Annotated in this window: 9 protein-coding genes; 2 read left to right on the top strand and 7 right to left on the bottom strand. The window is 65.2% G+C overall.

The features are described from left to right. Window positions 1–67: 67 nt before the first annotated feature. From AC0L3A_RS12230 to AC0L3A_RS12210, 5 genes are all read right to left on the bottom strand, one after another. Window positions 68–1,057, bottom strand: a complete 990-nt coding sequence (locus tag AC0L3A_RS12230; protein WP_007603625.1) for a 30S ribosomal protein S2 — start codon at window positions 1,055–1,057, stop codon at window positions 68–70. A 221-nt stretch (window positions 1,058–1,278) separates the two neighbouring features. Next, window positions 1,279–3,840: a caspase family protein gene (locus AC0L3A_RS12225; RefSeq protein WP_473254423.1), complete on the bottom strand. Its 2,562-nt coding sequence runs from the start codon at window positions 3,838–3,840 to the stop codon at window positions 1,279–1,281. A 189-nt stretch (window positions 3,841–4,029) separates the two neighbouring features. Then, window positions 4,030–4,770, bottom strand: coding sequence for a carbonic anhydrase (locus AC0L3A_RS12220; RefSeq protein WP_473254422.1), 741 nt, complete (start codon window positions 4,768–4,770; stop codon window positions 4,030–4,032). Window positions 4,771–4,887: 117 nt separating this feature from the next. Continuing rightward, the gene (gene dnaE, locus AC0L3A_RS12215) at window positions 4,888–8,391 is read right to left on the bottom strand and encodes a DNA polymerase III subunit alpha (RefSeq protein ID WP_473254421.1); all 3,504 of its coding nucleotides are present in this window, start codon (window positions 8,389–8,391) and stop codon (window positions 4,888–4,890) included. Between the two features lie 454 nt (window positions 8,392–8,845). Continuing rightward, on the bottom strand, window positions 8,846–9,565 hold the full coding sequence (locus tag AC0L3A_RS12210; RefSeq protein WP_007603620.1) for an outer membrane protein: 720 nt from the start codon (window positions 9,563–9,565) through the stop codon (window positions 8,846–8,848). 252 nt (window positions 9,566–9,817) lie between these two features. Between AC0L3A_RS12210 and AC0L3A_RS12205 the strand changes: the two genes are divergently transcribed. Both AC0L3A_RS12205 and AC0L3A_RS12200 read left to right on the top strand, forming a co-directional pair. Continuing rightward, window positions 9,818–10,138, top strand: a complete 321-nt coding sequence (locus tag AC0L3A_RS12205) for a DUF3551 domain-containing protein (RefSeq protein ID WP_007603619.1) — start codon at window positions 9,818–9,820, stop codon at window positions 10,136–10,138. Between the two features lies 1 nt (window position 10,139). Then, the gene (locus AC0L3A_RS12200) at window positions 10,140–10,388 is read left to right on the top strand and encodes a DUF3551 domain-containing protein (RefSeq protein ID WP_007603618.1); all 249 of its coding nucleotides are present in this window, start codon (window positions 10,140–10,142) and stop codon (window positions 10,386–10,388) included. A gap of 68 nt (window positions 10,389–10,456) precedes the next feature. Here the strand turns inward: AC0L3A_RS12200 and map are convergent, their stop codons facing one another. After that, window positions 10,457–11,206: a type I methionyl aminopeptidase gene (gene map / locus AC0L3A_RS12195; RefSeq protein WP_007603617.1), complete on the bottom strand. Its 750-nt coding sequence runs from the start codon at window positions 11,204–11,206 to the stop codon at window positions 10,457–10,459. 78 nt (window positions 11,207–11,284) lie between these two features. Continuing rightward, window positions 11,285–14,434, bottom strand: a complete 3,150-nt coding sequence (locus tag AC0L3A_RS12190; RefSeq protein ID WP_473254420.1) for a GAF domain-containing protein — start codon at window positions 14,432–14,434, stop codon at window positions 11,285–11,287. Window positions 14,435–14,670: the final 236 nt, after the last annotated feature.

Genomic DNA, 14,670 nt, shown 5'->3' with positions numbered 1-14,670 from the left:
TCTCAGGAATTCGCGTCAACTGAAATGGTGGCCGGAACTTGTCCGGCCAACCCATCGCTCTTTTTGACTATTCCGCTTCCGCGGTCAGGGCCTTGGCCTTGGCCACCCAGGCGTCCGCGCGGCTCGGCAAGCCGACTTCTTCGCCGATCTTGTGCGCGGTGTCGTGATCGAGCTCGGCCAGCTGCCAGAAGTGGAAGATGCCGAGGTCGTTGAACTTCTTCTCGATCGCGCCCGACACGCCCGGGAGCTTCTTGAGATCGTCGGAGGTGCCACGCGGGCCGGCGAGGCCCTGGAAGCCGCTCGTGGCGGGCAGCTCTTCTGCGACCGGCCGAACCGAAGCACCGACGTCGATGCCGGAATCGCCCTGGGCACGCGAAATGCCGTCAATCGCAGCGCGTGCGATCAGATCGCAATAGAGCGCGATCGCGCGGCCGGCGTCGTCATTTCCCGGCACCACATAGGTGATGCCCTTCGGATCCGAATTGGTGTCGACGATCGCCGCGACCGGGATGTTGAGCCGCTGGGCTTCCTGGATCGCGATGTCTTCCTTGTTGGTGTCGATCACGAAGATCAGGTCGGGCAGACCGCCCATGTCCTTGATGCCGCCGAGCGAGCGATCGAGCTTGTCGCGCTCGCGCTGAAGCGTCAGGCGCTCCTTCTTGGTGTAGGAGGAGGCATCGCCGCCGGCGAGGACGTCGTCGAGATGACGCAGGCGCTTGATCGAGCCCGAGATCGTCTTCCAGTTGGTCAGCGTGCCGCCGAGCCAGCGCGAATTGACGAAATACTGAGCGCAGCGCTTGGCCGCGTCGGCAACGCCGTCCTGCGCCTGGCGCTTGGTGCCGACGAACAGAATGCGGCCGCCCTTGGCGACGGTGTCGCTGACCGCCTGCAAGGCGTTATGCAGCAACGGCACGGTCTGCGCGAGGTCGACGATGTGGATGTTGTTGCGAGCGCCGAAAATGAACGGCGCCATTTTCGGATTCCAGCGGTGAGACTGGTGACCAAAGTGCACGCCGGCTTCGAGGAGCTGACGCATAGTGAAATCGGGTAGTGCCATCGTTCTAATTCTCCGGTTGGTTCCTCCGGAAGCGTGTGAGCAGAACGGAGCGTTGTCGCCCCGGCTGCCACCGGACGGCCTTGTGAGCCATGCTTCCGTGTGAGATGGCGCGGTGTATAGCGCGATTTCGACCAGAAGCAAGGAAATAAGGGCCTTTCGGGGCGGCTTTCGCCCGCGAAAGGCCCTCTTCCGTAAAGATCACGCTGCGCCCGCGGACCCCACTAGCATTTGGGCTGGTTCGGCGGGCACTTCTTTGCCGCCGGCGGCGGAGCCGGAGGACGCGGTGGGGGCGCTGCTGGGCGCGGCGGCGGCGGTGGCGCGACGGCCATCCGAGGCGGCGGAGGTGGCGCCGGCCGGGCGACCGGCGGCGGCGGCGCGGGACGCGCCATTGGCGGCGGCGCCGGCCGAGCGACCGCGGCGGGCGGAGCCACCCGTGGCGGTGGCGGCGGTGCAATACGCGGTGGAGGCGGAGGCGTCGGGCGCGCCACGGCCTGAGGCCGCGGTGGTGGTGGTGCCGGCGGCCGGGCAGCCTGGGCGGGAGCAGCGGTCGGCTGATGCTGCGGCCGGATCGGCTCCCGCACCGCCGAGGGCGGCGGCGTGACCGGTCGTCCAACTGGGCCAGGAGGCGGAGGCGTGCGGGCAGCCGGCGGCGAGCCAGCCGGCTCCCGGGTCGCGGACTTGCCATGGTCCCCAGGCCCGGTCCCGGGCGGGGCCTGGGCAACCGGCGGCTTCGGCAGTTGGCCGGGCACAGCGGCCGGGCTTGTCGCCGTGGGCGCAGTCGCCGGCGCGCCGGTCGGTGCACCGGGATGGGCTGGCGGCGTGGTTCCGGGAGCAGCAGCCGTCGGCGCGCCCGTAGGCGCTCCCGCAGGCACTCCCGCAGGCACTCCCGCAGGCACTCCCGAATGGGTCGGCAGCGGCGCGCCGGGAGCAGTGGCCGTCGACTGCCCGGGTCTGCCGCCCGGCAGTGGCCCGGCTCCCGCTGACGGTACAGGTGGACCGCCATGGGTGCCGGGAACCGGCAGCGTGTTGGCTTGGGGCAGCTTGGCCGGTGGCGTGGCAGATGGACTGGCAGGCGGAGCGGCAGGTGGCGTACCGGTCGGCGCGGCATTGGCGGGCGTCGCCGGAGGCGTTCCTGGCCTCGCCGTCGGCCGCATCGTCGCGCTCGGCGGCATCGGCGCCTTGCCCTGCTGAATCAGGGCGGCACGCTGCAGGACCGCCTGCGGCATGGCTGGACCAGCCGGATTGGTGCGCCCGGCAATGGCCGGTGTGAGATTGCCCGGTCCCGCTCCGGTACCCGCACCCGCACCCGCACCCGCACCCACCGGCGGTGCCGGCGGCTGGTTGATCACTGTGTTGATGACCGTCGTATTATGGATGTTCTGATAGATGATGTTGTTCGGCGGCGGTGCGACATAGACCGGCGGCCTGACGAACACGGGAATCGGCACGAACATCGGCTGCGGCAGCACGAACAGGCCGATCACCGGCATCGGCGGCGACAGCACGACGAAATCCGGCGGCGGCGGCGGCAGATAGTAGACCGGCGGCGGCGGTGGCGGCGCGAAGCCAAAATCCGGATCGCTGAAATACAGTACGGGACGGTCGACATAGACCACCTCCTCCGGCGGCGGTGGCGGCACGTCGTAGTCGATCATCGCGAAGCTCGGCGGCGGCTCGGGCGGCGCGGTGAGAATCGCCAGGCGCCGGCGCGCATCCGCCGCATGCGGACCGCGCGGATAGCGACGCAGATACGACCAATAGGCTTCCGGCGTGTCGGTACGATAGGTCCGCCGCCAGGTGATGGCCTCGCGGCGCGCCGCGACGATCACCAACACGCGCTTCGACAGCGGGTCGCCGGGATAGGCGGAGAGAAACTCTTCGTAAGCTGGAAGCGTGTCGCGCGTGAGCGCGGCGGCATAGGCATCCTGCACGCCGAGATCGCGGATCGGCTTGTTGCGGATCGCAGCGACTTGGTCGGGCGCGGCCTCCGGCGGCGGCGCGTCGGGCCCGCGCTCGAAGAACGAGAATTGCGCCGATATCTTCTGCTCGTTCCAGGGCACCTGCGCGCCCTTGCTGGCCTCGTTGACGCGCAGGCGAACGCGGTCGAACACTTCGGGCAGCGGCAGGCCGCCGGTGCGGATCATCTCCGCCAGCGACTGCGCATAGATGCCGTACGGTCCGGGCTCCTCGGGCGCCACCGTGCCGGGCGCGGCGTTGAACGCGATCAGCATGTTGGCGTCGGGCTCGACCAGCGCAAGTCCGCTCGCGATCTGCTGGCCGCCCTCCACGAAGGGCTGCGCCCGCGCGGCGTCGAGCACGACGATGTTGGCCTTGAGCGGAACGGAGGCGAGCTGGCGGAGATAGTCGCCGATGCGCAAGCCTTCGGTCGGAATGTCGGTGTCGCGGGTGATGTTGGAGTCGACCGGGATGAAATAGTTCTCACCCGCAAGCTGCACGCCATAGCCGGCGAGATACACCATCGCGACGGTGCCCGGTCCGGAGGCCTGCGCCTTCTGGATGAAATCGCGAAAGCTCTTGCGCAGCGTGTCGCCGTCGAGATCGCGGGCGCCGACGACGTCGAAGCCCGCCGCCTGCAGCGTCTGCGCGATCAGGCCGGCATCGTTTGCCGTCGTCGCCAGCGGCGACTTGGCATAAGCGCCGTTGCCGACCACGAGCGCGATACGCTTTTCCTGCTGCTGCGCACGCGCCGGCTCCGGCGCGCCTGCGGCAAGGACCGCGATCGGCAGGAGAAGGCAAATGAAGGCTCTGAGCGTCCCACGCATGGCTTGCTTGCCCGTTTTGTTGTTGAGGTGCCGCCCCGCATCAGACGCGTGGCCAGCTGAATGGCACTTGAACGAAAGGCTTCCAAATAGCGAAGACTTGGATTGAGGCGGAGGGATGGCCACCCGCGCCGGCGTCAGCTCCGCGTAAGTGACGCGGCGACGCACCGGCGCGAGGCGAAGTCAGCCGGTTCAGCCCTGCGCGATCAGGTCGACCGTTCCCGTCGTGAGCCGATAGATGCCGCCGACGACCTTCAGCTTGCCCTGCTCCACGGCCGCGTTGAGGATCGGCGCTGCCGATTTCAGCTTCGCGATGTTGTCGATGACGTTCTGCCGGATCGCCTTGTCGAGGACGTCCCCGCCCTGCTGCATCGCAGCCTTGGCGGCGGGCGTGATCGCATCGACCAGCGAGGGAATATGGCCCGGCGGCGGCTTGTTGTCCTTGATCGCCTTCAGCGTCGCATCGACCGCGCCGCAAGCGTCATGGCCGAGCACGAGGATCAGCGGCGTATTCAGTACGGCCACCGCGTATTCCATGCTGGCGACGGTTTCGGTGCCGGCAAAATTTCCGGCGACGCGGCAAACGAACAGATCGCCACGGCCGGTGTCGAAGGCATATTCCGGCGCGATGCGCGAATCGGCACAGCTCAGCACGGCGGCAAACGGGTTCTGTCCGCCGACCAACGCCTCGCGCTCGTGCTTGAAATCGTGCCGCCGCGACACCCCGTCGACATAGCGCGCATTGCCTTCCGTCAGGCGCTTCAACGACGCATCGGGTGACAGCACGTTCTGCGGCTTGGGCGGCGCCTTGGTCTCCTTGGCGAAAGCATTGCCGGCGAGGGCAAGGCCGAACGCGGCGGCGCCAAACAGCATTGCGGACCGCCGCGACGGCCCAGCGTTTCCCTGCAGAGCTTCAGAGCATTTGTCGCACATGTCGCGTTTCCTCCCGGCGAGGTGGACGATGGCATCGCCGCGATCATAGCCGCAATGACGTGACGAAACCACAACATCCGCAGGGAGCACGCACGACCTTCAGCGCTGGCCACTCGATCAGAGCTGCTGCACGTCCACCACGCCCGCGACCGCCTTGATGGCGCCGGCGATCTGCGGCGAGACCTTGAAGCGGCCGGGCAGCTTCATCTCGACCTCGGTCTCGAGGTCGAGCATCATGACCAGCGAGACCTCGCCGTCGCCGTTGGAGCGGGGCGCGGTGCCCGGACTGCCGACCTTCGGCGCGGCGCCGTTGGAAGCGGCCATGTCGGGGCCGGCGAGACGCTTGGCGATCGATTCCAGGGGCTTGGTATCGCGCACGAAGATGCGCAGGCCCTTCTGCGTCTTGGCCGCCGCCTCGTCCAGCGGTTCGGCGTGGAGCACGCGCGCGCGGACGTCCTCGCCCTGAAGCTCGGCGCCGAGCTGGAGCAGCACCGCGGCGCCCGGCTCCAGCACGTCGCGATATTGCGCAAGGCCTTCGGAGAACAGCACCGCCTCAAAGTGACCCGTGGGATCAGAGAGCCCCATAATGCCCATCTTGTTGCCGGTCTTGGTGCGCCGCTCCATGCGCGACACCACCGTGGCGGCGACCTTGCCTGCCGTGGCGCCGGTCTTCACCGCGCGCGAGAACTCGGCCCAGGACTGCACACGCAGCCGCTTCAGCACGGTGGCGTAATCGTCGAGCGGATGTCCCGACAGGAAGAAGCCGATCGCATCATATTCGCGGCGCAGCCGCTCGGCCGGCAACCAAGGCTCGATCTGCGGCAGCATGATGGTCGGCGCGTCGGCCGAGCTGCCGAACATGTCGTTCTGGCCGATGGTTGCAGCTTCGTTCGCCCGCTGGCATGCGGCGAGAATCGAGTCGGCGCCGGCGAAGACCCGCGCCCGGTTCGGCTCCAGGGTGTCGAAGGCGCCCGCAGCAGCGAGGCTTTCGATGATGCGCTTGTTGATCGCGCGCGGCGACACTCGCGCGGCGAAGTCGGCGAGCGAGGTGAACAAGCCGTTTTTGGTCCGCTCCGCGATGATCTGCTCGACGGCCGCAATGCCGACGCCCTTCAGCGCCGCGAGCGCGTAGTAGATGGTCTTGTCGCCGACCTCGAAAGTCGCGCCGGAGCGATTGACGTTGGGCGGCTCGACCTTGATGCCGAGGCGCTGCGCCTCGGCGCGGAATTCGGACAGCTTGTCGGTATTGTTGAGATCGAGCGTCATCGACGCCGCGATGAACTCCACCGGGTAATGCGCCTTCATGTAGGCGGTGTGGTAGGACACCAGCGCATAGGCCGCCGCGTGGCTCTTGTTGAAGCCGTAGTCGGCGAATTTCGCCAGCAGCTCGAAGATGGTATCGGCCTGCCCCTTCGGCACGCCGTTCTTCACTGCGCCTGCGACGAAGATCTCGCGCTGCTTCTCCATCTCGGCGCGGATCTTCTTGCCCATGGCGCGGCGCAGCAGGTCGGCGTCGCCGAGCGAATAGCCCGACATCACCTGCGCGATCTGCATCACCTGTTCCTGGTAGATGATGACGCCGAAGGTCTCTTTGAGAATCGGCTCCAGCACGGGGTGGAGATATTCCGGCTCCTCGTCGCCGTGCTTGCGCGCGCAATAGGTCGGGATGTTCGCCATCGGACCCGGTCGATAGAGCGCGACCAGCGCGATGATGTCCTCGAAACGGTCGGGGCGCATGTCGACCAGCGCGCGCCGCATGCCCTGGCTTTCAACCTGGAACACGCCGACCACCTCGCCGCGCGCCAGCATCTGGTAGCTTTCGGCATCGTCGATCGGCAGCGTCGCGAGATCGACATGGATGTCGCGCGGCTTGAGCAGTTTGCACGCCACGTCGAGCACGGTCAGCGTCTTCAGACCGAGAAAGTCGAACTTCACGAGGCCCGCGGGCTCGACCCATTTCATGTTGAACTGGGTTACCGGCATGTCGGATTTGGGATCGCGATACATCGGCACGAGTTCGCTCAAGGGGCGATCGCCGATCACGATGCCGGCCGCGTGCGTCGAGGCGTGACGGGTCAGGCCTTCGAGGCGCTGCGCGATGTCGAAGGCGCGCGCCACCACCGGGTCCTCGTCGCGGAACGCCTGGAGCTTCGGCTCGCTCTCGATCGCGGCCGCAAGCGTCACCGGCGCGGCCGGATTCTGCGGCACGAGCTTGGTGAGCTTGTCGACCTGACCGTAAGGCATCTGCAGCACGCGGCCGACGTCGCGGAGCACGCCACGCGCCTGCAGCGTACCGAAGGTGATGATCTGCGCGACCTGGTCGCGACCGTAGCGCTCCTGCACGTACCTGATCACCTCGCCGCGGCGGTCCTGGCAGAAGTCGATGTCGAAATCCGGCATCGAGACGCGTTCCGGATTGAGGAAGCGCTCGAACAGCAGGCCGAACTTGATCGGGTCGAGGTCGGTGATGGTCAGCGCCCACGCAACCAGCGAGCCCGCGCCGGAGCCGCGGCCTGGCCCGACCGGAATGCCCTGGCCCTTCGCCCATTTGATGAAGTCGGAGACGATCAGGAAGTAGCCCGCGTACTTCATGCGCATGATGACGTCGAGCTCGAACGCAAGCCGCGCGTTGTAGTCTTCTTCCGTCGTGCCCTGCGACAGCCCGTGCACGCGCAGGCGGTTGGCGAGCCCCTCCTCCGCCTGCCGCTTCAATTCGGCCGCCTCGACGGAGGCGGCATCGGAGCTTGCGGCAGCGCCGACCGTGAAGAACGGCAGGATCGGCTTGCGCGTCATCGGCCGGAACGAGCAGCGCTCGGCGATCTCGACCGTCGAGGCCAGCGCCTCCGGAATGTCGGCGAACAGCACCGCCATCTCGGCGCGGGTCTTGAAGCGGTGATCGGGCGTGAGCTGCTCGCGCTCAGTCTCCGCGATCAGCCGGCCGCCGGCGATGCAGAGCAGCGCGTCATGGGCTTCGTAATCGTCGGTCGCGGCGAAATACGGCTCGTTGGTCGCGACCAGCGGCAGGCCCTTGGTATAGGCGATGTCGATCAGGCTGCTTTCGACCCGCCGCTCCTTCTCGATGTTGTGGCGCTGCAATTCGACGTAGAGGCGGTCCCCGAACAGGCTGGCCAGACGCTCGCAGCGCGCCGCCGCGAGCTCGCTATAACCGCCGGCAAGCGCCAGCGAGATCGGCCCGTCCGGACCGCCCGTCAGCGCGATCAGGCCTTCGGTCTCGCCTTCGAGCCAGTCGAACTTGATGTGGGGAGCATGAGTGTCGGGCGTCTCCATGAACGCGCGCGAGTTCAGCCGCATCAGGCTGCGATAGCCGCGCTCCTGCGCGGCCAGCAGCACCACGCGCGAGGGCAGCAGCACGTTACGCGCAGTGGGATCCTGGTCGCCGAACTCGATCGCGATCTCGCAGCCCACGATCGGCTGGATACCGGAGCCCGCCATCTTGTCGGAGAACTCCAGCGCACCGAACATGTTGTCGGTGTCGGTCAGCGCCAGCGCCGGCTGATGGTCTTTCTTGGCAAGCTCCGCGAGCTTGGCGATCTTGATCGAGCCCTTGAGCAGCGAATAGGCCGAGTGAACGTGAAGGTGGACAAATCCGGCGCTCGGCATGGTCGCGTGACGGCCTCTTGCAGATGAGATGGAGCGGTCACCGGCACGGGAGGCATCCTGCACTCGCCCGGCCGACTCGCCTCATAATGGTGGGGCGTCACGCTGCCAGAGTCCACGCCAGAGCGGCCAATCGGCCGCGTGGTCCTGCTTTTCCCCAACCTGGCCAGCGCCTAGAGCTGCGGGAGCACCTGGGCCCAGATCGCGATCATCCCGACAAACAGCGCGATCGAGGCTAGCGCGGCGGCTTCTTCGACGAAAATCCTGAACATGGCTTACTCCATGGTGAGAACGTATGAAGAACATTGTTCTCATTTCGTTCTCAGGAGTCAAGCCATCTCGACCGTCTCGAAACGGGATGGTTAACCCGCTGAAGTCCAACAATAAAAAAGCCCCGGCCGATGGCCGGGGCTTTCGCCGACCGCTCGAAGTCGAGCGATCGATATCAGGCATCTCCTCAGTAACGGCCGAGGCTCGGGCCGCCGAACTTGTAGTTCAGGCGGACGAGGCCCATGTCGACGTCCTGACGGATGCGATCGGTCGAGGGCACCAGCGCGAAGGTGACGTTCTTGTCCTGCAGGAAGATATGGTTGTACTCGACGCCAACCGACCAGTTCGGGGCGAAACCGTACTCGAGGCCGGCACCGATCGTGCCACCCCAACGGGTCTGATCGTTCGAGGACAGCAGCGCGCCGCCAAGGGTCGAGACTTCATACTTGCTGCCGGCGACAGCCGCACCGCCCTTGGCGTAAACGAGGACGTTGTTCCAGGCGTAGCCGATCTGACCGGTGATCAGACCGAACGAGTCGATCTTGGAGCGGTTGCGCGTCGCGAACAGCGCGCTGACGTTGTCGCCCGAGAAGTCAGCCCAGTTGCCCTGACCTTCGATGCCGAACACCCACTGGCCCGACTGCATGCGGTAGCCGATCTGACCGCCGACCGTGCCGCCGGTCGCATCGTGCGAACCCTCGCGGCCACCGCCGACGAGATCCCAGGTCGAATGGGCGGAACCGCCGCCGCCGTTGATACCGATGTAGAAGCCGCTCCAGTCGTAGATCGCGGCAACCATCGCCGGCGCCTTGGTGTAAGGCCGCGCAGCGAGGTCAGCAGCCAGCGCCGGTGCGGTCGCGCCGAGCGCGACAAGGCTCACAGCAGCAAGCAACAGATTCTTGTTCATTTGATTCCCGTTCCAGTTTCGTCGTTAGGCCCCCGGGCCGTGGCGTCGTCATACCAGCGCGCGACGGAATTGCTGTAACCTCGACGCCACAGTCCGCGCCAAAGGATCGCGCTTCATTAATGAAGATTTACCAACGCGCGCTGGAAACCCTTTGAAACAAGTGTTTTCATGAGTTCCATTGTCGATTACACGACATCTGCGGCACGCGCGCGTGACAACGTCGCGCGCACGTTCGCGTGATTGGAGAATTGAATGCGCAGACGAATTGCCCTCCCCATTATCGCCATATTTTCGCTCGCCCTCGCCACATTTGGGCTCACGCTCAGCGCAAGCGTGCCTGCGCGCGCGTTCGGGACCCACCATGCCTTCTGCCTGACCGGCGATGAATGGCCGGGGCTGAGCAATTGCACGTTCGACAGTTACGCGCAGTGCCAGGCGAGTTCGTCGGGCCGCGCCCTCACCTGCATCGCGAACCCTTATTTCGCAGGTCAGAGCGATGACCCCTATGCGTATCAGAACAGGCCGCGCGCGCAGGTGCCGGGTTATTCACCCGGTTACTACGTGCCGCGCTGAGATGCGTCGCACTCGCCTCGCGCTCCTCGCGATCGGCCTGCTCCTCGCGGGCGCGCCTGCGCGCGCGCAGACCTATGATCCGAGCTATCCGGTCTGCATGCAGATCTACGGCCCCGTCGGCTATTTCGATTGCCGCTACACCTCGCTCGAGCAGTGCAGATTTTTAGCAGTCGGTCGGTCGGCGACGTGCGTAGCGAACCCGTATTTTGCGCAGAAGAAGCCCCCTCGCCACTCGCGGCGCGTCAATTAAATCGGGACTCTGATATGCGGCCCGCCTTTTGGATGCGGCCCGAGATCCGGTAGCTTGAGGACACCTCCTTAACCAGCCATCGTAACAATCAACGGTCCGCTTCGCGTAGCGATGACCGTGTGCTCGTATTGAACGGTCGGCGCCTCGGGGCTGCTATAGAGCGTCCACGGATCGTCGCCATCCTCTGCCCATTCCGCGCCAAGGGACAAAAACGGCTCGACGGTGAACACGAGGCCTTCGCTCATCACGCGGCGTTCGGAGCGGTCGGGCCATGTTGCGATCTCCGTCGGCTCTTCGTGGAGCGACAGGCCGACACCGTGACTGGCAAGGTTCCTGACCAGGCTGTAACCGTTCTTCCGCGCAAAGGTCCCGATGGCCTGACCGATTCCGGCGATCGGCTTGCCGGCTCCAACCTGCTGCAGGCCCGTCCACATTGCGCGCCGGCCATCCCTGCAAAGACGTTCGACCACTCGCGTTGCGGGTGGAACGGCGAACGATGCTCCCGTATCCGCAAAGAAGCCGTTCTTCTCGGCTGACACGTCGATGTTCACGAGGTCCCCACGCGCGATCCGCCGATCGCCCGGGATGCCATGAGCGATCTCCTCGTTCACGCTGATGCAGGTTGCGCCCGGAAAGTCGTAGGCCAGCTCCGGAGCCGAACGTGCGCCGGCAGCCTCCAGCAGTACACGCCCGATCCGATCGAGCTCGGAGGTGGTCATGCCCGGCTCGAGCGCCTTCCCCATTGCCTCCAGGATATTGGCGACGATGCGCCCGATTTCTTTCAGGCGCGCGAGGTCGTTGTCATCCGAGATTGTCATGTCATGCTCTTCCGAAAGCCGGGACATAGCCCTTGTGACGGCGGCTTGCAAACGGGAGAGATCGCTTCCAAAGCGCGTTCAGATATCGTCAAGCAAGCTGCGGACTTTGGCAGCCAGGTCTTCGATAGCGAAGGGCTTCGGAAGCAGATGCTTGCCGGCATCGAGCACGCCATTGTGAACGATTGCATCGCGCGTGTAGCCGGTGGTGAACAGCACTTTCAGCGCCGGGAATCGTCTCGACAGCTCGGCCGCCAGCTCGGCGCCGGTCATGTCGGGCATGACGACATCCGTGAACAGCAGATCCGGAACGAAACCATTTTCGATCGTCCTGATCGCCTCTTTGGCGCTGGCTGCCTCGATGACGGTATAGCCAAGTTCGCGCAGGCTTTCCGACGACATGCTGCGGACGCGCTCGTCGTCTTCCACGACGAGAATGGTTTCGTTCTGATGGCTCGCACCGGCGGGTGTCTCTTCCTGCGACAGATCTGAGCTCGCCTCCTCGCCGGCGAAGCGTGGAAGGTAGATCTTCACGGTCGTGCCAACATCGACTTCCGAGTCAATTTTGACATGGCCGCCCGACTGCCGCACGAAACCATAGGCCTGACTGAGGCCGAGGCCGGTGCCCTTGCCCACGACCTTGGTCGTGAAAAACGGATCGAACACCTTGCCGAGCACATCGGCCGGAATTCCCGTGCCGTTGTCCGTCACGGCGACGAGAACGTACTGCCCGGGTGCGAGTGCATACTCGCGAGCATATTTTCGGTCTATCGAGGCGTTGCTGGTTTCTATCGTCAGCCTGCCGCCCTTCGGCATGGCATCGCGCGCATTGACCGCGAGATTGATCACGGCGCTTTCGAGCTGGGCCGGGTCTGCCTTGACCCGCCAGAGGCCATCCGCCAGCACCGTATCGAGGCGGATTAGCTCGCCAAGCGACCGCTCGAGCAGCTCGCTCATCCCGCCGACCATCTTGTTGATGTCAACGACCTCAGGCGCGAGCGGCTGTTGGCGCGAGAACGCGAGCAGCCTCTGCGTCAACGTGGCTGCGCGATTTGCGCCGTCGATGGCGCCCTCGATGAAGCGGTCTATGCTGACCTCTCCCCTGCTGAGCCGCCGCTTGGCAAGGTTCAAGCTGCCGAGAATCACGGCCAGCATATTGTTGAAGTCGTGAGCAATGCCTCCGGTCAATTGCCCGACGGCTTCCATCTTCTGGGATTGCCGCAATTGCTCTTCAGCTTTCATGCGCTCGGCGATTTCGTCGGCAACACGTTGCTCCAATCCCGCATTGAGCGCCTCGAGCCGGGTCAAGAGCTGGGCGTTGTCGATAGCGGTGGCGGCATGGCCCGCAATGCCAAGCAATGCGGATTCATGCTCGGCCTGGAATTTACCCGTCTCTGCGTGACCGAAGAAAAGTCCGCCGAAGACTTCGCCGGTGCGCGAGATCACAGGGACCGCCAGATAGGATCGGACCGGAAGATGGCCCTCGGGCATGCCTTTCCGCGGCGCGTTCTTGCCATAGCGGGGGTCCTGCAGAATGTCGTCGGACCTCACCACGCCGGAGCCCTCGAAAGTCGGGCCAAAGAGGGCGGTGTTGCGCGGCATCGGAAAGTTTTCAAACGCGGATGGCGAGGCACCGGACAGCGAATACAGCATATAGCTGCCGCCATCCGGCGCCAGAACGTTGTAGAAAAAGGCGCCGAATTGAGCACCCGTGAGTCCGACGCCGGCATCCGTGACGATCTGGACGATCTTGTCGAGGTCGCGTTCGCGAGAGACCGAGGCCCCGGTATCATTCAGTATTCTGAGATGACGCTCGGTTTTCTTTTGCGCGGTGATATCCAGAACCGTTCCAATGAACCGAACAGCCTGGCCGTCGGCAAAGATGGCTTGACCGGTCGCGGCGATCCAGCGTTCGACCCCATCCTCGATGCCAATGGTCCGGTATTCCATGTTGTAGTTTGGCGGAGAGTGCGGCGTCAGCGCTGCGGAGACGGCCTCGTGGGCGCGCTGCCGGTCCTCGGGATGAAGGCCCTTCAGGAACGAGCCTTCATAGCTGACTTCGGCGTCGGGCGATAAGCCGAATACCTCCTTGCAGCGGCTATCCCATCGAAGAACGTTGTTGACCGGGTCGTAGTCCCAGGTGCCGATACCAGCCGCCTTGTTTGCAAGCGTCAGTCGTTCGGCAGCCTCCCGCGCCGCCTGTTCCGATCGGACGCGCTCAATGTGGGCCCACGATCGCTCGGTCACTTCGGTGAGCAAGGCGAGTTCGCGCGGCGTCCACTGGTGCGGGCCGCGGTGATGAATCGCCATCAGGGCGGTCAGTCGCCCTTCTTTCACCAAGGGCATGCAAATCGTCGAACCGATCCCGATGTTCTGGAAAGTGGCGGCTTCGTCCGGCGCAATCTCCCTTAGATTGTCATTGATGATGAGCGGCCTGCCCGCACTCAACTCTCGCACCGCCTGCTTGCCAAAATCGGCCAGACTGTAGTGACCGATGATATGCATTGCGCCGGGCGCGGCCCAATCGCCGCGTATGGTGAAGCCGTCCTGGTCCGGATCCATGTCGGCGTAGGCGCAGTTCGAGACGCCGAGATGCTCGCCGACCATTTTGGTCGTGACCGCCATCACGCCGTCGGCATCGCGAGTCCTGGCCGTCTCCTTGTTGAGTGCGTCCAGGAAAAGCAGGCGGGCTTCGTTCTCCCGCACAGCCGTTTCCGCACGGCGGCGCTCGACGGCCGTGCGCGTGCGCTCGGCAACATCGCGAATAAGCTCCAGCTCTTCGGGGCTCCATTCGCGCGGCTTGGCATCGTTCAGATAGAGCAGCGCCACGACCCCGTCGGGCTCCGAGATCGGCATGTTGACGAGCGCGCGCGCAGAGATCGCCTCGAGAGCATTGGCACGATCGCCGACGCGAGGGTCTTTCTCCGCATCGGCACAGACGACGGTCTCGCCCCGCTTGAGGTCTTCGATGTAGCTGCCATAGTCGCGAAACCGCAGCACGCCTGCGAGGCTCAGGATGCCCGGTGCGTTCCAGTCGCGGACAATGGTGATGGTCTCGGCTGAGGTGTCGACCGTGCCGTAACCTGCCCTGCTGACGTTCAGGCTGCGGCCGAGCAGCTCCGCCGCGGCGTAGGCGAGATCGTCGGGATTGCTGATCTCTCGGATGTAGTCGCCGAGTGTGGCTAAGACGGAATTGCGATCGGCCGAGCGGACCCCGGTCGCTGTCGTCATTGGTGTTCCCCTGCCACTTCCCTAGCTCCACGAGGAGCCAGCCGTTTGATCGTCCCGCTGCTGTTCGCTTCGACCACAGGTAGCCCGCCTGACTTTCTGAGTGATGCAGCCGGGTCGCGCAAATTGTCTGCGCGATAACCGCATGATGGCATTTAGGTTCCCGTCGTCACCGTCCCCTGGGAGGCTGCCGTTCTGCCTGCTCCCACCTGGTCGCCAGATTACCAATCCAGACGTGG

Source organism: Bradyrhizobium sp. MI1.3, from assembly GCF_055811695.1.
This window is presented reverse-complemented; position numbering and strand designations above follow the sequence as displayed.

Coding starts and splice junctions, on each gene's coding strand:
- dnaE (WP_473254421.1), bottom strand. CDS start 8,391: ATGCCGAGCGCCGGATTTGTCCACCTTCACGTTCACTCGGCCTATTCG.
- AC0L3A_RS12225 (WP_473254423.1), bottom strand. CDS start 3,840: ATGCGTGGGACGCTCAGAGCCTTCATTTGCCTTCTCCTGCCGATCGCG.
- AC0L3A_RS12200 (WP_007603618.1), top strand. CDS start 10,140: ATGCGTCGCACTCGCCTCGCGCTCCTCGCGATCGGCCTGCTCCTCGCG.
- map (WP_007603617.1), bottom strand. CDS start 11,206: ATGACAATCTCGGATGACAACGACCTCGCGCGCCTGAAAGAAATCGGG.
- AC0L3A_RS12210 (WP_007603620.1), bottom strand. CDS start 9,565: ATGAACAAGAATCTGTTGCTTGCTGCTGTGAGCCTTGTCGCGCTCGGC.
- AC0L3A_RS12190 (WP_473254420.1), bottom strand. CDS start 14,434: ATGACGACAGCGACCGGGGTCCGCTCGGCCGATCGCAATTCCGTCTTA.
- AC0L3A_RS12205 (WP_007603619.1), top strand. CDS start 9,818: ATGCGCAGACGAATTGCCCTCCCCATTATCGCCATATTTTCGCTCGCC.
- AC0L3A_RS12220 (WP_473254422.1), bottom strand. CDS start 4,770: ATGTGCGACAAATGCTCTGAAGCTCTGCAGGGAAACGCTGGGCCGTCG.
- AC0L3A_RS12230 (WP_007603625.1), bottom strand. CDS start 1,057: ATGGCACTACCCGATTTCACTATGCGTCAGCTCCTCGAAGCCGGCGTG.